The 20,463-nt window shown below is 41.3% G+C and carries 18 protein-coding genes and 6 pseudogenes; 15 read left to right on the top strand and 9 right to left on the bottom strand.

Annotation, left to right across the window (positions count from 1 at the left end):
* Nucleotides 1–159: 159 nt before the first annotated feature.
* Nucleotides 160–866, bottom strand: a pseudogene (locus KT99_RS21155) (DUF6444 domain-containing protein); the annotation flags it as partial.
* 1,345 nt (nt 867–2,211) lie between these two features.
* Here KT99_RS21155 and KT99_RS17780 point away from each other — a divergent pair.
* Nucleotides 2,212–3,081 (top strand): RepB family plasmid replication initiator protein, encoded by an 870-nt coding sequence (locus KT99_RS17780; RefSeq protein WP_005502875.1) that lies wholly within the window; start codon nt 2,212–2,214, stop codon nt 3,079–3,081.
* A gap of 18 nt (nt 3,082–3,099) precedes the next feature.
* On the opposite strand, the gene KT99_RS17785 is transcribed toward KT99_RS17780, so the two are convergent.
* Together KT99_RS17785 and KT99_RS17790 are read right to left on the bottom strand one after the other, a co-directional pair.
* Nucleotides 3,100–3,438: a hypothetical protein gene (locus KT99_RS17785; protein WP_005502876.1), complete on the bottom strand. Its 339-nt coding sequence runs from the start codon at nt 3,436–3,438 to the stop codon at nt 3,100–3,102.
* A 17-nt stretch (nt 3,439–3,455) separates the two neighbouring features.
* The gene (locus KT99_RS17790; RefSeq protein ID WP_005502877.1) at nt 3,456–4,232 is read right to left on the bottom strand and encodes a ParA family protein; all 777 of its coding nucleotides are present in this window, start codon (nt 4,230–4,232) and stop codon (nt 3,456–3,458) included.
* A gap of 257 nt (nt 4,233–4,489) precedes the next feature.
* Between KT99_RS17790 and KT99_RS17795 the strand changes: the two genes are divergently transcribed.
* From KT99_RS17795 to KT99_RS22115, 9 genes are all read left to right on the top strand, one after another.
* Complete coding sequence (locus tag KT99_RS17795) at nt 4,490–5,017, top strand: hypothetical protein (RefSeq protein WP_005502887.1); 528 nt, start codon at nt 4,490–4,492, stop codon at nt 5,015–5,017.
* 411 nt (nt 5,018–5,428) lie between these two features.
* Nucleotides 5,429–5,734 (top strand): type II toxin-antitoxin system MqsR family toxin, encoded by a 306-nt coding sequence (locus KT99_RS17800; RefSeq protein WP_005502889.1) that lies wholly within the window; start codon nt 5,429–5,431, stop codon nt 5,732–5,734.
* Between the two features lie 16 nt (nt 5,735–5,750).
* Complete coding sequence (locus KT99_RS17805; protein WP_005502891.1) at nt 5,751–6,158, top strand: type II toxin-antitoxin system MqsA family antitoxin; 408 nt, start codon at nt 5,751–5,753, stop codon at nt 6,156–6,158.
* Between the two features lie 623 nt (nt 6,159–6,781).
* Nucleotides 6,782–7,612 carry a HEAT repeat domain-containing protein gene (locus tag KT99_RS17810; RefSeq protein ID WP_005502894.1) on the top strand — a complete coding sequence of 277 codons (831 nt, stop codon included), beginning with the start codon at nt 6,782–6,784 and terminating at the stop codon, nt 7,610–7,612.
* Nucleotides 7,599–8,498 (top strand): hypothetical protein, encoded by a 900-nt coding sequence (locus KT99_RS20230; protein WP_005502896.1) that lies wholly within the window; start codon nt 7,599–7,601, stop codon nt 8,496–8,498. The genes KT99_RS17810 and KT99_RS20230 overlap by 14 nt, the downstream gene beginning before the upstream one ends.
* A gap of 7 nt (nt 8,499–8,505) precedes the next feature.
* Nucleotides 8,506–9,441, top strand: coding sequence for a hypothetical protein (locus KT99_RS17820; protein ID WP_040572182.1), 936 nt, complete (start codon nt 8,506–8,508; stop codon nt 9,439–9,441).
* A 97-nt stretch (nt 9,442–9,538) separates the two neighbouring features.
* Nucleotides 9,539–10,974, top strand: a protein-coding gene (locus KT99_RS17830) for an IS66-like element ISSbe3 family transposase (RefSeq protein WP_086017581.1) whose coding sequence is annotated in 2 segments (ribosomal slippage) — nt 9,539–9,731 and nt 9,731–10,974 — 1,437 coding nt in all. Because the reading frame shifts where the segments join, the coding sequence is not laid out codon by codon here.
* A 765-nt stretch (nt 10,975–11,739) separates the two neighbouring features.
* Nucleotides 11,740–12,123 carry a hypothetical protein gene (locus KT99_RS17835; RefSeq protein ID WP_005502899.1) on the top strand — a complete coding sequence of 128 codons (384 nt, stop codon included), beginning with the start codon at nt 11,740–11,742 and terminating at the stop codon, nt 12,121–12,123.
* Between the two features lie 77 nt (nt 12,124–12,200).
* Complete coding sequence (locus tag KT99_RS22115; RefSeq protein WP_005502900.1) at nt 12,201–12,338, top strand: hypothetical protein; 138 nt, start codon at nt 12,201–12,203, stop codon at nt 12,336–12,338.
* Between the two features lie 178 nt (nt 12,339–12,516).
* Here the strand turns inward: KT99_RS22115 and KT99_RS17840 are convergent, their stop codons facing one another.
* The gene (locus KT99_RS17840; protein WP_005502901.1) at nt 12,517–12,780 is read right to left on the bottom strand and encodes a helix-turn-helix domain-containing protein; all 264 of its coding nucleotides are present in this window, start codon (nt 12,778–12,780) and stop codon (nt 12,517–12,519) included.
* Between the two features lie 497 nt (nt 12,781–13,277).
* Here KT99_RS17840 and KT99_RS17845 point away from each other — a divergent pair, with 497 nt between their 5' ends.
* Entirely contained in the window at nt 13,278–13,499 is a 222-nt protein-coding gene (locus KT99_RS17845; RefSeq protein WP_040572183.1) for a hypothetical protein, read from the top strand.
* The gene (locus tag KT99_RS17850) at nt 13,492–14,373 is read left to right on the top strand and encodes a hypothetical protein (protein ID WP_005502902.1); all 882 of its coding nucleotides are present in this window, start codon (nt 13,492–13,494) and stop codon (nt 14,371–14,373) included. The genes KT99_RS17845 and KT99_RS17850 overlap by 8 nt, the downstream gene beginning before the upstream one ends.
* Before the next feature lie 810 nt (nt 14,374–15,183).
* Here KT99_RS17850 and KT99_RS17855 read toward each other — a convergent pair.
* From KT99_RS17855 to KT99_RS21815, 3 genes and pseudogenes are all read right to left on the bottom strand, one after another.
* Nucleotides 15,184–16,619, bottom strand: a protein-coding gene (locus tag KT99_RS17855; RefSeq protein WP_086017578.1) for an IS66-like element ISSbe3 family transposase whose coding sequence is annotated in 2 segments (ribosomal slippage) — nt 15,184–16,427 and nt 16,427–16,619 — 1,437 coding nt in all. Because the reading frame shifts where the segments join, the coding sequence is not laid out codon by codon here.
* Between the two features lie 100 nt (nt 16,620–16,719).
* Nucleotides 16,720–17,426, bottom strand: a pseudogene (locus KT99_RS21160) (DUF6444 domain-containing protein); the annotation flags it as partial.
* 100 nt (nt 17,427–17,526) lie between these two features.
* Nucleotides 17,527–17,604 (bottom strand): annotated as a pseudogene (locus KT99_RS21815) (Mobile element protein); the annotation flags it as partial.
* 130 nt (nt 17,605–17,734) lie between these two features.
* Here KT99_RS21815 and KT99_RS21170 point away from each other — a divergent pair.
* Nucleotides 17,735–18,115, top strand: a pseudogene (locus KT99_RS21170) (group II intron maturase-specific domain-containing protein); the annotation flags it as partial.
* 143 nt (nt 18,116–18,258) lie between these two features.
* Here KT99_RS21170 and KT99_RS17875 read toward each other — a convergent pair.
* The gene (locus KT99_RS17875) at nt 18,259–18,555 is read right to left on the bottom strand and encodes a HigA family addiction module antitoxin (RefSeq protein WP_005502903.1); all 297 of its coding nucleotides are present in this window, start codon (nt 18,553–18,555) and stop codon (nt 18,259–18,261) included.
* Nucleotides 18,555–18,833 (bottom strand): type II toxin-antitoxin system RelE/ParE family toxin, encoded by a 279-nt coding sequence (locus KT99_RS17880; protein ID WP_005502904.1) that lies wholly within the window; start codon nt 18,831–18,833, stop codon nt 18,555–18,557. Before KT99_RS17880 ends, KT99_RS17875 begins: the two co-directional genes overlap by 1 nt.
* A 650-nt stretch (nt 18,834–19,483) precedes the next feature.
* On the opposite strand from KT99_RS17880, the pseudogene KT99_RS17885 reads away from it, so the two are divergent.
* Together KT99_RS17885 and KT99_RS21820 are read left to right on the top strand one after the other, a co-directional pair.
* Nucleotides 19,484–19,849, top strand: a pseudogene (locus tag KT99_RS17885) (group II intron reverse transcriptase/maturase); the annotation flags it as partial.
* A 100-nt stretch (nt 19,850–19,949) separates the two neighbouring features.
* Nucleotides 19,950–20,463: pseudogene (locus tag KT99_RS21820) on the top strand (DUF6444 domain-containing protein); the annotation flags it as partial.

Consider the following 20,463-nt stretch of genomic DNA (forward strand, 5'->3'; position numbering starts at 1 on the left):
TTTTTCCCGAGTTCAGCAACCGTAGGCGGCTCTGTTGCGAATTGTTTTTTCTTTTTCATGAAGCTATTTTGACACGGCAAAGAGATCGTTCAATAGCGATATGACCAAACCTTATTGATCATCAATTGATCGTGTCAATAAGGGGCTGGTGAACGGTTACGTCTCGTCAACATGCACTAATGACGCTTTTTTTATGTGTTGATGCAGAGCTTGGTGTGTCGGCGTCAGCATACTACTGACTCGCCCTTGCGCTTCAGAAATCAGACCGGTAGAGAAATGAGTCCCGTATTGGTCTTGCAGTAAACGTTGAATTTTACGTACGCTCAGGTGATACAAGCCACTGAGCACAGCCACGTAACTGAGCAATCGTGGCCCCATCTGACCATCGGGAGCCTCTTCAGGCAAGGCTCCTTTACTCACTGTGTTGCACTGCTGACAACGCCCGTGAAATAACTGGTATTCGGTGATGTCAAGTGTAGGTTTAGGTAATTCAAACACCTGATGGCGATAACTTGGCGACGAGTTAGCCACAACTTTACCGCCACAATCAGCGCAGCAACTATCTGGCAAACAAGCAATTCTCTCGTCAGTCTCTGTAAGCTTTGCTAATGGTCTTTTATGCCCCGTATGTCCAGGTTGAGCGCCAACCTTATTTCCACTACGAGGCGTTTGAGCTTTTTTCGCTCGGCCTTATCCGCAGGGGAGTCAGAGGATGGTGATTTGGATGAGTTTCTAGAGCTCAATGCTAGGCGGTCTTCATATTCACGTAACTTTTCCCACAGTTCTTGAATGAGTAAGTTTGCTTTGTTTTCACCGAGTTCAGCAACCGTAGGCGGCTCTGTTGCGAATTGTTTTTTCTTTTTCATGAAGCTATTTTGACACGGCAAAGAGATCGTTCAATAGCGATATGACCAAACCTTATTGATCATCAATTGATCGTGTCAATAAGGGGCTGGTGAACGGTTACCTTTAAAGAGCCTTGAGAGTGAGGGGGGTCATAGAGAAAGTCAGAACATCAAACGAATTGATCTATTTGTTTAAAACAGAATTTAAGCTGCTTGAATATCTATCATAGCAAGCACGCCGTTATCATAATCGACAACTACCGTTACTGCCGTTATCAATTATGATAATAAATACCACCAGTAACGGGATTTGAAAAATGAATTTTTAGCTCTCGATTTACAGATCAAAAAGATCTTTAAACGATCTAATCTAAAAGCCCTCAAAAGACCTGTAACAGATTAAATTATAAAACAGACACACTGGCCTATTTGCTGCTAAAAAGCCCTTAAATCGCTTAATAGAGGCCTCGTGTTTCGATTTTACATTATCTTTCTGCTAAACCGTCGCAAAGCGACTGCTCTTAGATCACTAGTTATTTGAAATGAAGTTAAAAGGCCTTAGGCAAAACGAACCTGGCTGTTTGTTCTTGGTTTTAAACTCACCCCTAGCGAAGCTAGGACTTGGTGAGGCATTTAGCTTGAGTTTTTTGTTTTTGGGGTATGCCGGTGCGCGTAGCGCGGGTAGGGCCGGCAGGGGCAGAGCCCCTAAGAGGGGGTTTCACTTAGTTTTAATTTTATCCACAGATTTTGATGAAATAGATCCAATAATAGATCCTAATAGATCCTAATAGATCCAAAAGAGATCCCTGTATCACTGTAGGCCTTGGTGTATCTAGTTTACAGCCAAGTGTGGTGTACCCTAATTGGGTAAGTGGTGTATTCTAATTGGGTAAGTGGTGTACCCTAATTGGGTAAGCGGTGTATTCTAATTGGGTTCTGGGTGTACGCTAATTGGGTAAATTGGATGTTTTTTAGTTGATAACTTACTTACACAAATTTGACTTTATTATCAATGGTTTAGAAGCTGGTTTGATTTTTATCTTAGAATAACTATTCATTGGTTTATCCCCAGCCCCCAGATATCTATATAAATAACGATGAAACCATCAAAATTCGATTGCTTAGCACCCAATCAGTGTACTCTAATTGGGTCATAAAATAATTAAGGTGTACGCTAATTGGGTTAGCCACTTACTTCTCTTTCACAGCCAACAACCATCTCTTTTGTTTCCATTTTAGACATGAGTAGATACATATTTTAAATATGCTGAAAAATAATTAAAGGATAGATCAAAATCAGGGAATTAGGTGTATTCTAATTGGGGGGCATGGTGTACTCTAACTGGGTTCGAGTATAGGGATAATCATGGACTTATCAGAGAAGCTATTACCAGCAGAGCAAGAGCCGTTAAACGGGCAACTCCTCCAAATAAATAGTGCTACCAGCGTACAACCTAATGTTCTGCTCAGAACAGGCGTGTTCACACCTGTGGGACGCCGAACCAACACCAACGAATTAAAAGCAATGGACCTCAGTCAAGATCTCGTACACCTAGAGATCTGTCAAAAAGAAGGTTATGACTCTGTCGCAGTGAAAGGCCAACGATTGAATGTCGAAACGGATTTTAAGATTTGGTGCGGTATAGTCTTAGTCTTTAGCAAATATGGTTACGCCTCTAATATCGTAAAGCTCTCATTTGGTGAGTTTGCAAAGCATTGTGGCTATCCAAGTCGCCGCTTTGATAAGAACCTCCGTAGACAGATAGGTGGTTCACTAGAACGCATACAGAGCCAGAGCCTAACTTTTAGACGCAAGAATGCCGAAAAAGCGGTCCATACAGGTATGCTATTGCGTGCAATGTATGACGGTGAAGAGGATGTTGTCGAGCTTATGGCCGATACAACCCTCTGGGATCTATATAACCTTGATTATCAGGTTCTGGTAAGTTTAAGAGTTTTAGATAAACTCCCTCGCGCAGAGGTAGCACAGTGCCTGTATTTGTTTTTCACATCATTACCAAATAATCCCCACCCAGTATCCTTTGAACGCTTAAGAGAGCGTTTACGTCTCGAAACAAGCAAAAAAGAAGCTAACCGAAAGATAAAAAATGGTATCAAGAAGCTAGAGTCGATTGGTTATATCAAGGGTGACTTTGCCGTGAGAAATGGTGAACAATATTATTTAATCGGTCAGCGATACAAGAAGCTAGATGCCGCAGTAAGTAGCGGCAAATGATAACGTTACAGAATCAAACTAGCTTGCATCTTTAATCGCTTCGATCAGTTTCTTGTCATTTATCTTGCTACGCATGTGGATCAAGCCACGAACGAGTTTAGCCGTAGTGATCTTTTTACCACTGATAGACTGAAGTTCATCGAGCCACAACGTGAGTTCAGCCTTGTCATTTTCAGTTAGACGCATTGGAACTGGTGAAGTACCGGTAGTAACGTTACGCCTAGTTGCTACAGTGGTGATTTTAGTCGGTTCGACATCAGGATTGATGCCTGGAGTAGCCATAAACTTAGCCGAAGCCAGCTTTTCTTTTTTCTTTTCACGTCTACTTAATGCAGATGTACCAGTTAGTTTATTCATATTTTGTATTACACTTGTTATACATTTATAAGCTTGCAGACTTCTTCTGCAAGGCTCCGATAATCGTCATTCGTTGAACTCTTAGGCTGGTAGCTCAGTAGAGTCTGACTGCTCACACTCGCTTGGCCTATGGCTTCAGAACGACGAATGGTCGACTTAAGGACCTTGTCACCGAGCCCTTTTAATTGTTCATCCAGAAAGTTATTGATCAGCTTATTCGCCTTAGCGTACTCATTCCGAAAAACGGCATAATTCACATCATCGGTTTCTTTGACTTCTTCCAGGGCATCGAGCAAGTCGGCCAAGCCATTTAACGAGAACGAGCCTCCATCGACAGGAATTAAAAACAGATCTGCTGCCATCATGGCATTAATAGAAGTAAGGCTCAGATTAGGCGGGCAATCTAAGATCACTATGTCGAAATCACTAGAACAGCTTTCCAGCTGCTTCATCAAGATTCGTTCGCGATGGATCTTAGTTAGGCTCTGCTCGATAACTCTGCTTAAACGAATATCAGTAGGGCAGATACATAAATTAGGTATCGGCACACCTTGGGATTGAGCCGGTATGATGGCACTCAAAATAGGATGCTTCTTGGCAGATTCAAATACATCAGTTATCGATGTTTCAAATTCAAATTGGCCGCCGGTCATTACCACGGTCAAATTAGCCTGGGGATCAAGATCAATCACCAAGACACGCTTACCTTCACTGGCTAACTGCGCCGATAGATTGATCACAGTAGTCGTTTTACCAACACCACCTTTTTGATTGATCACAGCTAAGGTCTTCACAAATATACTCCTGTCATTTTTGTAGAACAAATGTAATACAAAAAACCCCTGAAATCCATATATTAATGACCACTTAAAAAAATGCCTGACAAAATACACGAAACAACAATCCATTCCTAGCCCCAGTAGCGCGATCTAAAACTTGTGATCCGTTAACCCTGAGCATGTGCCAATTAGGGCAGTTGCGCGTTTTAGAAGTCATGAGAAAGTGGTTAGGCATCACAAGAGATGCTAATTCAATTTAATAGGAACCTATTATGAAATACAAAATTATGAGTGCACTGACCTTAGCTGTTGTTTTACACACCTATAATGCTGCAGCTACAGAGATCAACTTCAAAGAGACTCAGACATTAATCGAAGGAGAAGATGTGCAGACTTTTTTACTGAAGGATATCGACGGTGATCACCGACTCGATGTGATCTGGCAAACATCCGATGGTGAGCTGAAATATAGACTGCAAGATAATCAGGCCATGGTGACATTTGATAGTCTCGCCGGTACCAAATGGCGCATGACATATGACCAATCTGGCTATGACAAGAAACTGAACTTCTTTACTGATGGAGGGGTAATTGAAGATCGGAGTAACTATCAATTTAATATCGTCGATGTAACGGTGACAGAGCTCAATCAATTGAGCTTTTGTACTGACTTTAGTACGGGCCTAAACAGAACGCGTTGTAACTGGAAGTACCAAGTAACCGAAGTCTTACCCAACATGATGAAAGGTGTCGATCAAAGAACCGGTGAAACCTGGACGGCTTACAAACTCATCAACTAACCAATAGAACTCACCAACTCCTGTTGTGTAACAAACAGGATGTTAGGCGCCTGTACTTTTTGGGCGTCTATGAAGTTTGACACCATAATGGAGAGGTTCTTTGAACCTAACCTGACAAAATAATGTTCATAAGATTATTTTCGGAGATTGGGCGAAAAAAACCTATAAATCACCTTCAAAGAGGAAATGTCTACCAGAAAATGTTCAAGTTGATAGGTATAAAAACGAGGGTAAAGCAAAGTGTTAAGCCGAATAAAAGATACCTTTATAATCTACCAGGTCTTTAAAACGCGTTATTAGTAGATGATAAATTTTGATAAAAAATATATTATAGCTATATAAACAAAATGTTATCTGGTCAGACCACATGAGTGGCAACAATAAGCAATAATACCCTCAGAGGGGAATTTGATGGTTGTAAGCAAATCGAAATCTACCTACGTCCTTTCTGACGTGCAAAAGGCTTTAAGAACGGTAAGAAGCCTAAGAATGACAAAAACAGCAAGAAGAGGCGCTACAAGTTTGGGGTTTGATGATCAAGATATTGTCGATGCCATTCAAAGTATTACTAGCAGCCACTTTTACAAAACAATGCCATCCGATACCTCAGGGTACCCACATCATGACGTTTATAAATTTGTGTTTAAAAACGTCTATATATATCTAAAGTTTCAAGATTTGGCCGGCCATATGGTCGTTTCATTCAAGGAAGTTTAAATTTTCGGAGTTCAATATGTCGATTCTAAATGGTAAAACCTGCCCATTTTGTGGAAAAGGTCACTTACAGCAAGGATCACAAGATCAAGAGTATGACTATCAAGGTCATACTCTTCTTATTGCTCAACCTGGTATTTATTGCAATCAATGCGAAGAAGCCATCTTAGAACCTGAACATCTAAAAGCTACACGAATAGACTTACAAGAGTTCAGAGCCAGAATAGATGGAATTCTTGGCCCTAGAGAAATACGGAAAATACGAAAGCAAATAGGTTTAAACCAAAAAGAAGCAGCAACATTATTTGGTGGAGGTAAGAATGCCTTTTCTCGCTACGAGCAAGGTGAATTAGCACCATCAAAAGCAATTAGCCAATTATTCAAAATCTTTAATAATCATCCAAATCTAGTCAAAGAGTTAAACTAACTCTCCCCCCTTAAAAGCCCATTAAAAATGGGCTTTTTTATATGCGCGCAATCCCTTTTATGGTAAATCCTAATCAGTGCGATTACCCACAGTCTCTAAAACTCGACTTTGTAACTTTTTCAAGTGCCACCCTTAAATTAGACATAAATGAAATTTCCAAGTGCAAATCCAAAAAACACTAGCCAATAGCCAAAGATCCATATTAAGGCTCCTTGGTTACTGATGCTTACAACGGGTGTTATGGTAAATATAGTGCACAGATAACCATCAAAAAGTAACCACTCGATTAGATTGGGGTTATCGCAAGGAGCAGTCATTTAGGAATAACTTTCTAATTCCCTACCGTTAAACACACCGAATTTTAACAAAAAACACACATTGACAGCACGGATGACATAAGTTAGGTTTGTTTGGCAAAAAAATTATACTGATCAAACAAAAGGAATTGAAATGAATACTAAAATAAAACTTGGCGATATCAAAGAAAAGCAAGCACCATGTGGAATGGGCGAGCCAGTTGTAGCTGGTGTTATCGTTGCCGTAGTCAGATTCTTTCTTAAAAGGAAATAACTTTAGTTAGTTAAAGCCGATATTATTTATCGGCTTGTTTAAAGGAATAATTAGTGATAACAGAAAATTATAAATTGATACCTGGCTTAAATGAAGCTTTTGATAAACTTAGTTATCTAATGCTTAATCACAAAAAAAGCGAATTGATTGAAGAGTATTTAAAGTGCGTTAAAAATGGGAGTTTTGATCTATTTATAACTGAAACCCTTTCACATATTGAATCAGACAGCTCTTTTACCCCCATCTGGATATCTGCGACAGAGTGCCCAATTATAGCAACTGCTAATTCAGTTGTCTCATTAAGGTATTTCAACCCAAACTCAGAACAACTGTCAATATATGGAGCACCAGAAGATATCCTTTTAACACTACTATCAAGTCACTCCAATGTTGAAGTAGATATATACAATATAATAGAACCTTCATATAGTTTGGAGTTGGCATTTAGGGAAAGACTAGAAAAACACGATACAATAACAATAAAAAAAGGTCAGACTTTCAAAATAATTTCTGATAGTGGAATTGTATTAAGTAGGTTATTAATGGGGTTAGCAAAAGATACTCCTGTGTTCGATGCTAAATCTCTTGAATTTATCAGCATGCTATCACTGAACCCTACCGATTCAAGATGGTACTTTATGGCAAAAACGGCAGGAAAACTTGAATCATCAGTTGCACTTCCTTTATTAAACAAATTAATTTTCCACGAAAATTACAATGTTAGATGGACTGCTCTTCAAGAAATATTTAACCATGATGTAAATTCTGGATTGTCAATCTTAGAGAACTTTAAAGATGATCCTAGTCCGTATATTCGAGACGAAGCTAGAAAAGAACATTTTAGAATAAAACAAATAATGAGAAACGGTCATGGCTATAATTAAAGATTTAAATATAAGTAAAAGTATATCTATCGAAGAGTTTAAGGAAAAAGCTTTACAAGTAAATTTTGATGATGAAAATGAAATACTAAAATTATCTCCATATTTAAAAATGCTGTCTAACAATAAAGGTTGGTTAGAAGAATTTATTAAAGATGGATTAAATGATCCTAGTAACTTTCAAATAGATAACCTTTATTCATCCCAAAGTTATATTTTAGCTGAAATAGGTGAAAGAGCCTTTTTGAGATTTGCAATTTGGTCACCTAAAGGATTCAGTGATGCTTTAGATGAAGACAACTTTTATTCATACAAAACAGCTCACAATCACGATTTTTCTTTATTAACAGTAGGATACATTGGTAGTGGTTACACAACCTCTTTGTATAAAATAAACCCCACTCAAAAAATATTAGGGTATATTGGTGAAAATTTAGATTTAAAATACAAAGAAAAAATACAATTATCTGAGGGTAGAGTTATTTTGTACGAAGCCGGTACCGACATTCATATACAACATGAACCAAATGAATTTTCAATAAGCCTGAACCTTATAGTTGAGCAAAGTCAAAAAAAAATCGACCAATTTTATTATGACGTTGATAGTAAAAAAATTGCAGGTTATGTTGGTAACACTGATTTAAAACCAGCAATGTTTATGCGATATGCTGCTGCCATGAATCAGAATGTGTATAAAAATTTTCTAGAAAAGATTTCTAAAAACCATGAAAGTGCAATAACTCGATTATACGCACATAGAGCGTTATCTCAGAATTACATCCCAAAATCCACCGTGATTTCCAACATTAAAAAAGATAAATCAAATATGGTAGCTGAATCAGATTATCTTATCGAAAAAGATATTAACGAGCTACATATCTGGGGATAACATTTAAATGAGATACTTGTTTTTATTATTAGCTCACTTCACTTTATCGGTTATATACACTAAGTATTTAGTGTATATAACCGAGAGTGATACTTATTTTTACGTTTACAGTGTTATAGCACCAATTTTATACTTAACCTTTACTAAAAAAACGGCAAGAGAAAGGATTTCTATATTCATAGGTATGCAAGGCATAACGATATGGACTTTTTACTTTATGCTTCCCATTGAATACAATATTATTACGAATACGCTTAGCATCATTCGAGGTTATCTACTTGTAATATTCATTGCAATAGAACTATGGGCTCTGATTTATTTTTACCGAAAATATTCGAATGCAACCAAGACATTAGGTTTACTCCCTGAAGAAGCTTTTTTACATGCGTTAACTTTTTTCCCGCTCCCTTCTGAAATGCTCAAACTATACTCGGTTGAATTCAATAATATTAAAGCGTTTATCAATTTGTTTAAATTCAATAAAAACATTAAAGAACAACCATTTAAAATAAATTCTGGATATTCATTATTTATGTACATTGCGATTTTAGTGTTTTTGACAATTGCTTTTTCTGCGTCGATATGGCTACTTGATGGATATTGGGCTTTATTACCATCCGGCGTCACTTTATATTTATTCCTTTTGGTAAATTGTGATTACAGTAATTTAAAAGATAATAGCATTGTAAAAATTGACAATACCATTCGTATTCCAAATGGGATATTTGGATTTATAAGGATAGACATTGAAAATATTAGTAGTATAAATATTTTAAAAGGAAACAAATCTTACGATGATGTCGATGTGAAAGTTCATCGATTAATAAAGTCAAATTTGGTATTAGAATTATCAAAACCAATTGTTTATTTTGGTGTAAATGCAGAAAAAATATCCATCAGTGTAAAGCCTGAACATATAAAAAAATGGATTAATTTGAAGTAACCGTTCACCAGCCCCTTATTAACACGATCAATTGATGATCAATAAGGTTTGGTCATATCGCTATTGAACGATCTCTTTGCCGTGTCAAAATAGCTTCATGAAAAAGAAAAAACAATTCGCAACAGAGCCGCCTACGGTTGCTGAACTCGGTGAAAACAAAGCAAACTTACTCATTCAAGAACTGTGGGAAAAGTTACGTGAATATGAAGACCGCCTAGCATTGAGCTCTAGAAACTCATCCAAATCACCATCCTCTGACTCCCCTGCGGATAAGGCTGAGCGAAAAAAGCTCAAACGCCTCGTAGTGGAAATAAGGTTGGCGCTCAACCTGGACATACGGGGCATAAAAGACCATTAGCGGAACTCAGCGCAACCGATGAGCAAGTCGCTTGCTTACCCGATTCATGTTGTTCTGATTGTGGTGGCGAGGTCATTGCCAACCCGACTCCAAGCTATCGTCATCAGGTATTTGAATTACCTAAACCTGCACTTGATATAACTGAATACCAGTTATTTCACGGGCGTTGTCAGCAGTGCAACACCGTGAGCAAAGGAGCCTTGCCTGAAGAGGCTCCCGATGGTCAGATGGGGCCACGATTGCTCAGTTACGTGGCTGTGCTCAGTGGCTTGTATCACCTGAGCGTACGTAAAATTCAACGTTTACTGCAAGACCAATACGGGACTCATTTCTCTATCGGTCTGATTTCTGAAGCGCAAGGGCGAGTCAGTAGTATGCTGACGCCGACACACCAAGCTCTGCATCAACACATAAAAAAAGCGTCATTAGTGCATGTTGACGAGACGACGCACAATCGTAATGGTGAAGAGCATACCCGCTGGGTCTGGTTGTTATCGAGTGAGGATGCCGTATTCCAACAGGTGAAATATTTTCGTAATAAGGATGCAGCCAAATCGATATTAGGCGAGCATACCCAAGCGATTGTCGTGAGTGACCAATGTCCCAGCTACAACTGGATTGAGCCCGAACGGCATCAATTTTGCCTTGCCCATGTGCAGCGTAATTTACAACAAATGGCCGATTATTCAGGTAAGGGGCTTACCGCGAGTATCGGCAATCGACTGGTATTGCTATTCAAGTCCGTATTTCGCACTCAACATAGATATGAAGCCGGTGACGTTGACGAAATAATGTGGCGTCGGCGAATGCAACGACTAAGGCGCAATATTAAGCGCTGGCTTGAGTGCGGGGAAAATGTGCCCGCTTCACGCTACTCAGGCCGATGCCGGCATATTCTCAAATATGAGCAAGGTTTATGGGTTTTTCTCAATCACCCAGGGACACCTTTGACCAATAACGAAGCCGAGCGTTGTTTGCGTGGCAGCGTGATCATGCGCAAGATCTGCTATGGCACCAGTTCAGATAGGGGTGAGAAGTTTCGATCTCGGATCCTCTCAGTCGTTGAAACGTGCAAGAAGCGCAAGTTATCCCCGATAACAGTGATCAGCACTATCATTGCGGGCGTGGTGGGTAAATGCGACTACCCAGACGTATTTGGACTAACCTCAGCTTAGTCAATCCCCCTCTGGTGAATGCTTACAATTTGAAGATGTAGTATCACTTTTTCAGACAAGTGTTGTTAAGGCCCCCCTGTTATAGCAAGCATTGTTGGGCAAGCAAAAACGATGCACACAATCCCTTTTATGTTAAATAGCCAACTTCATACCTTAAAACGCCCCCCAGACGCCCCCAGAAACACATAACAGCTATTTTAAGCACTCAACCACACCAAGAACTGCAAAATACGCTTGAAAGTTTAGAACGCGATTGAGGCACTTTGAGGTGTGTTTTTATTTGGATACCACTTGGGCTTAATTTAATGCTGTGACCGAGATTTTTAATGCTTTTCCATTTAGCCGGCACCAGGAACAAATTGACCCTGGCACAGGAAAATTATTACCAGTGTTGCTAGAACGCTAAGCTTGGATCTCTAAAACAATGGCAATTGTTAGCCTCGCAGAGCAAGGATACGTTGAGCGCCGAAGGCTGCGAATAAGGTAGAGCGTTAAGTGGCAACTACCTGCGCAGCAGGGTAGGCCTACTTAACACATCTTGCCTAGACTTAGAGGGTCGTTTAAATGTGGTTTTTACGTAGTACCCCCACCCCAATAGTTACACTGTAATTATAAATCAAAATCGGTCTAGCAGAACGAAGGGCTACTGAGGCAGGCGTCAGATTTCAGGCTAAACAAAACAAATAAAAACGAATATGTAGTTATCAATATTGACAACGAGGTGAACGGGCGTTATCATATATGACATCAACTAGAGGGGGTGTTATGAATAATTATGAAGATTGGATCGCCCAATCGAAAAAAATGTACCATGTTGTCGCTGATGAAGCATATCTATTGTGTGCCGATTTCAAAAGAGAATTATATGAAGAAGTGATGGCTGATTATATCCAGTCAAAAATAAGTAAAACTGATTTCACGGTATTGCACTCACTCATGATGAATAATCTAAAAGAGGCTGAAAGTACTTTCAAAATTAACAGTTTTGAGGACTTCATAGATCGTCATAGTGTGGGTATTTCAAAGCCCAACCTTTCCCGCTCTTTAAAGAGTCTTGAGAGTGAGAGCTTCATAGAGAAGGTGAGAACATCAAACGAATTAATCTACTTATTCAAAACAGAGTTTAAGATGCTTGAAAAACTATCTTAACAGTATTTCTCGTTGTCATAATTGACAACAGTGAACTTTCAAGTTGTCAATTATGACAACATAAATGGGTACCTAAAATGAAAACAACTACCTTACAACAACTAAGAGAAAAGGCTTTTAAGAACCAAGAAGTTAAAGAGGCTTACGACAATGAAACCCTAGATGTTAAGGACGTTGAAGTTATCAAAATAAAATCAGAATCAAATGAGCACTGAATTAGACCAAATAAAAAAAGAAATGCTGGAGTTAGTCAGTAAAAGACGTTGCGGCCAATGCTCCGGAAGCGGTAGCCTGGATGGAAAGAGCGGCTAACCTGGTTCGCAAGGATCAATTACAACCAGGGCAAGTATGGAGGCACAATGCTGATAGAGGGCTTGAAAAGATTTGGGTAAATTAAATCTGTATAGCGAAAGTATTTTTCCCTTCCAACTTTAGCAGTCCAGAAGTAACTAACTTCTTAATCGAACGAGATACATTCGGCTGTTTCAATGCCAGATCTTTAGCTATCCGAGACTGATTAATCACAAAAATTTTCTTCTGTTCAAACTCTGCATATTTCATCATTAGGTGGTTCAACAGCAACACATCTGCTTTTGATAATTTATGATTGTGCATCGCATTGATGAAACTCGAAACCACTCTGATATCACTTTCCATCCCACCCTCATTAGTATATCAATTTTGATATTAATCATTGTACCAAAATCTGCACACGATGACTATATCAATTCCGATATACCTTCCATCTTAATTATCTCTTCCCGCCGCAGCAAAAGATAAAAGCAAAGAACGGGGATTTCCGCATGAGGAACACTGCTCCTCTCCCCGCTACGTCAGACAATTAAAATTGCCTGTACGTAGCGGGGAGACTGCATTACCTGAGTTACGCGCACAAAAAAAAACGGCTATTGCATCACAGATCTTTGCTGCTCTATAATGGAACTCTTATCTCCGCGTCCCTTGGCGCTCAAATAGTAAATCCCAAAGTTAAAAAATAGCTATATTGGCGCTTCTCAAACCCCTTCCATGAAGGCGTTTTTTTCATTTTATTCAGCGCAAAAAGGTGTGAACAGTCCGACCTAAACGTGGGCGAATCGGTGCTTTTGGTAGCGCCGCACTGCATATGCAGTGGGTGTTCTTACAAAGGAAATCCCATGGAATTCGATTCAAAACTAGAGCTGGATATTCTCCAGTTACAAACAAAACAGATCCGTAAAACTCGTTACTCCAGGTCTCGATTGGACAAGTATAGAGAGCAGCTGCTGGAGTTACGTCAAAAGGGAGCTTCAACCTCACAGCTGCAACGCTGGTTGCACACAAAAAAAATGAACACGGCTTGGTCTACAGTCTCTCGATGGCTTCAAAAAAATGGCTAGATTTTCATCCCCAGCCAAGCAAGCGGCGTCCGTTATAAAATCCCTCCAAGGGGGGGTTATAAAATCGGTGAGTACAGCCAGTAACTACGAAAAATGCCTGACTCAAGTCGCTAAATACATCCAAGAAAAAAAACTGGGTTCACTGCGAGAGATGACGCCAGAATCGGCTAGACACTATTTGGAACACAGAGGGCAGCAAGTAGGTCTAAAAACACTGGATATGGAACGTCAGGCGCTTCAGAGAATGATGATCCATGTTACCAAGCAACTAAGTGACACTCAAAAATTGCCTCGGATAAAATCAGAGCTTGATGAGGCGTTAGACTCTCGCGCTTACCCTATTCACCAAGTCGAGATGATCCTCAAATCACAACAACCTCACAATGCCTTAGCCAGTGAAATATCTTTCGCCGCCGGATTGCGAGCCCATGAGCTACTAACCCTTCAACCAGCAGAAAAAAAACCAGCACATCTACGGCCTAAATTGGAAACAAAGTGGCAAGGACTTATTGGTGATCGGTTTACGGTAACGGGAAAAGGGGGGTTAACCAGGGAAGTGGTTATTCCAAGGCGTTTAACAGGACGATTAGAAATGCTAAAGCTAGACCTCCCAATCCTGAAAATAGATCGCGGGATCTACTACATGCAACACTATGCCCTTGCAGGCGGGAAAAACTGGTCAAGTTCATTTTCATCGGCATCAAAGCGCGTTCTTGGCTGGTCTACAGGCGCCCACGGCCTAAGACATTCTTACGCACAAAACAGAATGGATACTCTACAGAAACTAGGGTTAGCCAGAGATTTAGCGCTGGAAACGGTATCCCAAGAAATGGGACATTTCCGCCCTGAGATCACTGAGGTTTACCTAAGGTAAATGAGTATATCAAATATGATATAAGCCTGCTGGAATTTAAAAAAGGAGGTTATATGAGTACATCGCAATAGTCGTTGGGGTTTTCATTTGCCGTTATTTGTATTTGAAGCTCCCAAGTTATTTCGATAAAGACTCAAAATAGGTGTTTTGCGCCCAAGCCATCGAAATTAACCTTATCAGCTGATATTTGGTCTTTTTTTAAATATGTAATTTTGAGGTCTACTTTAAGTTAACGTAAGTTTGTTCCTATAAAAATAACACGCTTCAAGTTTTGTGCACCTCTTGTAAACTTGCACTACTGTCCATATATCCAGTTAGAGGGCTTTCCTCTTAAACATTTAAGGACAACTATTATGAGTCTTAAACCTGGTCCCAAACCAATTGCTGAATCAACGGGGAAACCTGATCAACGTCGACGTGACAATAAAAATACTCCGGGAAATACCCCGTCGCTAAAGCCTAGTAAATCCTCCAAAAAATAAGAAAGGCTACTGATAAAAGCTACCTTTTGGGTGGCTTTTTTTTATTTAATATTGTAACTGGGGTATGAGCACCTACGGTACGAAAACGTACGCTAAGCCTACCGTTACTAATACTTTGTTTGAGATACGGCTAAAGTTACAAACTTTAGAGCAAAAAACAAATTTTTTGACGAGCAACACATACGATCGTTTGTTATAAACATATTGTAAGCCATTGAAATATAAGCTAACGTATTTTTCGGTCGAGTGGACTTCAAACCCCTATAAAAATTTCAAAGCCCAATCTTTCTCGATCTTTAAAGGTAAGCATTCACCAGAGGGGGATTGACTAAGCTGAGGTTAGTCCAAATACGTCTGGGTAGTCGCATTTACCCACCACGCCCGCAATGATAGTGCTGATCACTGTTATCGGGGATAACTTGCGCTTCTTGCACGTTTCAACGACTGAGAGGATCCGAGATCGAAACTTCTCACCCCTATCTGAACTGGTGCCATAGCAGATCTTGCGCATGATCACGCTGCCACGCAAACAACGCTCGGCTTCGTTATTGGTCAAAGGTGTCCCTGGGTGATTGAGAAAAACCCATAAACCTTGCTCATATTTGAGAATATGCCGGCATCGGCCTGAGTAGCGTGAAGCGGGCACATTTTCCCCGCACTCAAGCCAGCGCTTAATATTGCGCCTTAGTCGTTGCATTCGCCGACGCCACATTATTTCGTCAACGTCACCGGCTTCATATCTATGTTGAGTGCGAAATACGGACTTGAATAGCAATACCAGTCGATTGCCGATACTCGCGGTAAGCCCCTTACCTGAATAATCGGCCATTTGTTGTAAATTACGCTGCACATGGGCAAGGCAAAATTGATGCCGTTCGGGCTCAATCCAGTTGTAGCTGGGACATTGGTCACTCACGACAATCGCTTGGGTATGCTCGCCTAATATCGATTTGGCTGCATCCTTATTACGAAAATATTTCACCTGTTGGAATACGGCATCCTCACTCGATAACAACCAGACCCAGCGGGTATGCTCTTCACCATTACGATTGTGCGTCGTCTCGTCAACATGCACTAATGACGCTTTTTTTATGTGTTGATGCAGAGCTTGGTGTGTCGGCGTCAGCATACTACTGACTCGCCCTTGCGCTTCAGAAATCAGACCGATAGAGAAATGAGTCCCGTATTGGTCTTGCAGTAAACGTTGAATTTTACGTACGCTCAGGTGATACAAGCCACTGAGCACAGCCACGTAACTGAGCAATCGTGGCCCCATCTGACCATCGGGAGCCTCTTCAGGCAAGGCTCCTTTGCTCACGGTGTTGCACTGCTGACAACGCCCGTGAAATAACTGGTATTCAGTTATATCAAGTGCAGGTTTAGGTAATTCAAATACCTGATGACGATAGCTTGGAGTCGGGTTGGCAATGACCTCGCCACCACAATCAGAACAACATGAATCGGGTAAGCAAGCGACTTGCTCATCGGTTGCGCTGAGTTCCGCTAATGGTCTTTTATGCCCCGTATGTCCAGGTTGAGCGCCAACCTTATTTCCACTACGAGGCGTTTGAGCTTTTTTCGCTCAGCCTTATCCGCAGGGGAGTCAGAGGATGGTGATTTGGATGAGTTTCTAGAGCTCAATGCTAGGCGGTCTTCATATTCACGTAACTTTTCCCACAGTTCTTGAATGAGTAAGTTTGCTTTTTTTTCACCGAGTTCAGCAACCGTAGGCGGCTCTGTTGCGAATTGTTTTTTCTTTTTCATGAAGCTATTTTGACACGGCAAAGAGATCGTTCAATAGCGATATGACCAAACCTTATTGATCATCAATTGATCGTGTCAATAAGGGGCTGGTGAACGGTTACGTCTCGTCAACATGCACTAATGACGCTTTTTTTATGTGTTGATGCAGAGCTTGGTGTGTCGGCGTCAGCATACTACTGACTCGCCCTTGCGCTTCAGAAATCAGACCGGTAGAGAAATGAGTCCCGTATTGGTCTTGCAGTAAACGTTGAATTTTACGTACGCTCAGGTGATACAAGCCACTGAGCACAGCCACGTAACTGAGCAATCGTGGCCCCATCTGACCATCGGGAGCCTCTTCAGGCAAGGCTCCTTTACTCACTGTGTTGCACTGCTGACAACGCCCGTGAAATAACTGGTATTCGGTGATGTCAAGTGTAGGTTTAGGTAATTCAAACACCTGATGGCGATAACTTGGCGACGAGTTAGCCACAACTTTACCGCCACAATCAGCGCAGCAACTATCTGGCAAACAAGCAATTCTCTCGTCAGTCTCTGTAAGCTTTGCTAATGGTCTTTTATGCCCCGTATGTCCAGGTTGAGCGCCAACCTTATTTCCACTACGAGGCGTTTGAGCTTTTTTCGCTCGGCCTTATCCGCAGGGGAGTCAGAGGATGGTGATTTGGATGAGTTTCTAGAGCTCAATGCTAGGCGGTCTTCATATTCACGTAACTTTTCCCACAGTTCTTGAATGAGTAAGTTTGCTTTGTTTTCACCGAGTTCAGCAACCGTAGGCGGCTCTGTTGCGAATTGTTTTTTCTTTTTCATGAAGCTATTTTGACACGGCAAAGAGATCGTTCAATAGCGATATGACCAAACCTTATTGATCATCAATTGATCGTGTCAATAAGGGGCTGGTGAACGGTTACCTCCGAGTTACCCTACTACAGCAATGATACCAAGACGTGTCTTCGATACTAATTTGAGTTCTTCTTGGGCGTGGCATAGCGGACTCCTTCTTTCAATCAATATCTAAAGCTTAGTAGGTGGTTAAACATCACGCTATTAACTATGGCTGTCTCTATTTTTCCTATTAACTATGGCTGTCTCTATTTTTCTCTTATAAAACAAGAAGGCAAGGCTGGATCAACTACTTTGGCATAGCCAACGCTTATCAAGGATGCGTCGACTTAGACCATTGGATCCGTCGTCGCGTGCGTATGTGCCTTTGGGTTATGAAGAGTGGCGTCAGTGGCGAAAACCAAGGACTAAGGTACACTCTCGCAACTATAAGTACTTAAACGTGGCGTCAGGATCCAATCCGCTGTTGCTTGTGGGATCACAAGCAAAGGGCCGTGGCGAAGCTCGACTCTTGTTAAAATCTTTGACCAGGGATACAGCAAGCACTAAGTAATGCAAAGCTCGAAGTAAGAGTTAAGAAAGCGGGATTATGTTCACTAAGAGATGAATGGATCGCAGTTCATTCTCGCAACAAAGAAGCTAACCAGAAAGTTTAGATTAGGCGTTCTAAATGAACCGCCCTCGGCAACAAGCTCCTGCGTTGCTCTACCTCCTGAATCCATTCAGTCGTGTGCGGAGCCGCATGCAGGGTGGTGTGGGGGCTGGAGGCTAGATACCTCCGGCTACCCGATTATATTTTTTATGCCACTGCAAAATTTACAAAGTGGACATTGGTTAAATTGATTTGCTGTTTAGCATGCCAGAGATCGTAGTTGTCTTGCATTGATAGCCAACTCTCAGGAGTTCTACCAATTGCTTTAGATAAGCGAAGTGCCATTTCTGGTGAGATAGCGCTTTGGCCTTTTAGAACTCTATTTAAAGTAGACGATGCAACATCTAGCTGTTTAGCTAAATAACGGCAGCTAATACCAGATGGTTCCAAATAAACGTCATAGATAAACTCCCCAGGGTGTGGCGGATTATGATGAATACTCATTAGTGATAGTCCTCATAGTTGAGAATATAAGCATTACCATCGATAAACTCGAAAGTAATGCGCCAATTACCATTTACAGTAATAGACCAAACCCCGTCACGATTCCCTTTTAAGGGATGTAATTTAAAGCCAGGTAAATTGATATCATCAATTTCTTGTGCGGTATCGATTGCAGCAAGTTGCATACGTAACTTACGTTGATGCTTTGCCTGAATACCTGAAATACTACCCGTCTGGAAATATTTCTTAAGGCCTTTATGCTTGAAAGATTTAATCATGCAATAAGTGTAGCGTGATGCGCATCACTTGTCGATAAGAATATAACGCCGCACTAAGCGGACTAAAATAGTGGGTTAAAATGTGTAGCGAAGCGAAACGTAACCCACTGTTTTAGTTCCGTTTAATTGCCTTGTGTACGCCCAGCATGGGCATGAACTAATGAGGTGAAAGTCCTCTGTAGGAAGATCACCGTTCAATAACATACTGTTATTAAACGTTAACTACTAGCGAATGGCAAGGGCTTATCCGTGAGGATTGGTCCGAAGGAAGCCGCTAGCAAATTTGCGAGCTGATGAACAAGAACATCATATGAGGCGTAGGCTAGAGGTGAGTTGGCACAAGACGACGAAACCACGTGATCTAATGGCCACCGTAAATGATGCAGCAGTGCAAAGAAAGTTCATGTTCTTATCTGGGGAGATCTGCTTCACACGCGATCGGTCATTAACCAGTGAGGCTCTGGTCTATAAGTGCCTTGGCTTTTCAGCGTCATCGACTGAAAAGAGCGAACCAGATGGAAACCGATAGCGCATGACGGGGTAACTCGGTATGTGATTAAGCAGAAGTCAGCAGACGGCATAGTAGCCAAATGCCCATCGTAATGGTTGGGACAGGGTGAAGGCCTGAACATTTAGAAGAAGGAGGAGTCTTGTCAAACTTGTCGATACCCACTACGTCGCCAGACGATTACTATCAGCAGCGTATTGATATGCAACCAGCCTTCAACAGCGATCTACTCCAACAACTGCTCGAACCTGAGAATCTACACCGAGCGTGGCGCCAAGTTAAAGCCAATAAAGGCGCGGCGGGCATCGATGGCATGACCATCGAAGCCTTCCCGCTCTGGATGCAACAAGGCGGCTGGCAACAGTGTAAAACTCAACTTGAGCTAGGTGATTACCAACCCTCTGCGGTCAGGCGTGTAGAGATCGACAAACCTGATGGCGGTAAACGCAAACTGGGGATCCCTAACGTCATTGACCGTGTGATACAGCAAGCGATAGCTCAAATACTGTAACCGTTCACCAGCCCCTTATTGACACGATCAATTGATGATCAATAAGGTTTGGTCATATCGCTATTGAACGATCTCTTTGCCGTGTCAAAATAGCTTCATGAAAAAGAAAAAACAATTCGCAACAGAGCCGCCTACGGTTGCTGAACTCGGTGAAAACAAAGCAAACTTACTCATTCAAGAACTGTGGGAAAAGTTACGTGAATATGAAGACCGCCTAGCATTGAGCTCTAGAAACTCATCCAAATCACCATCCTCTGACTCCCCTGCGGATAAGGCCGAGCGAAAAAAGCTCAAACGCCTCGTAGTGGAAATAAGGTTGGCGCTCAACCTGGACATACGGGGCATAAAAGACCATTAGCAAAGCTTACAGAGACTGACGAGAGAATTGCTTGTTTGCCAGATAGTTGCTGCGCTGATTGTGGCGGTAAAGTTGTGGCTAACTCGTCGCCAAGTTATCGCCATCAGGTGTTTGAATTACCTAAACCTACACTTGACATCACCGAATACCAGTTATTTCACGGGCGTTGTCAGCAGTGCAACACAGTGAGTAAAGGAGCCTTGCCTGAAGAGGCTTACCCGATGGTCAGATGGGGCCACGATGCTCAGTTACG

The organism is Shewanella benthica KT99, assembly GCF_000172075.1.
Classification (GTDB): Bacteria; Pseudomonadota; Gammaproteobacteria; order Enterobacterales; family Shewanellaceae; genus Shewanella; species Shewanella benthica_A.